Raw genomic sequence first — 759 nt, forward strand, 5'->3', positions numbered from 1 at the left:
TTTAACTAATTTCCAATGGTGCAAAACAGCTAAAAAGTTGATGAATCATTTGGGTTACGCAAATTGCCGATATATTGCTTTTAAACATAATGATACCGATGAACAACATATACATGTAGTCACATCTACTATCGATATAGTAACAAGAAAACGCATCAAAGACTCTTATAGCAAGATACGAGCACAAGAAGTAATGAGGGAGCTAGAGATAGAGTTTGGTCTGCGACAATTAGTAAGTAGTAATAAGATTGGTTACGATTCCTATGCTGATATTAATGACGCTAAAATATTTAACAAAAAGGCTCAAATAGCTCGTCTGGTAAAAACTGGTATCAATAAGTTAAAGCCACGCTCTAATCTTGCAGAGTTTGTCACTGCTGTTGAATCAACACATTCAAGCCTCAAAGTTGAGCTACAAACAAAGAAGGGGGTTGCGGTGGGGATCGTATTTAATCTCGACGGAGTTCGAATGTCTGCCTCCCAGTTAGGTGGAAATCGAAAATATACACTCGGAAAGCTTATTGGAAACGGTATTCTACATGACGCCTGTAAGGACCTGAGTAACTATGAAGAAGAACTAGAAAGAGCGGCTGCGCACGCTCAAGAACAATCAGATAATGCGCTTAGAGTTTACGAAAGTAAGCAAGATCAAGATATGAGGAGTTATCTTGTGATGCTTTCTGTGAATGTTAGATATCGCAAAGAAGTAGAACAATTCATAGATGACATGAAATGGAATCTGAGAGCACGTAAAAGATT

General features: G+C 37.8%; 1 protein-coding gene. It reads left to right on the forward strand.

From position 1 onward, the window contains the following. A partial coding sequence (locus tag R7190_RS27010) for a relaxase/mobilization nuclease domain-containing protein (RefSeq protein WP_318137817.1) occupies positions 1-759 on the forward strand: 759 nt, incomplete at both ends.

It is taken from the genome of Vibrio sp. 1078-1, from assembly GCF_033340475.1.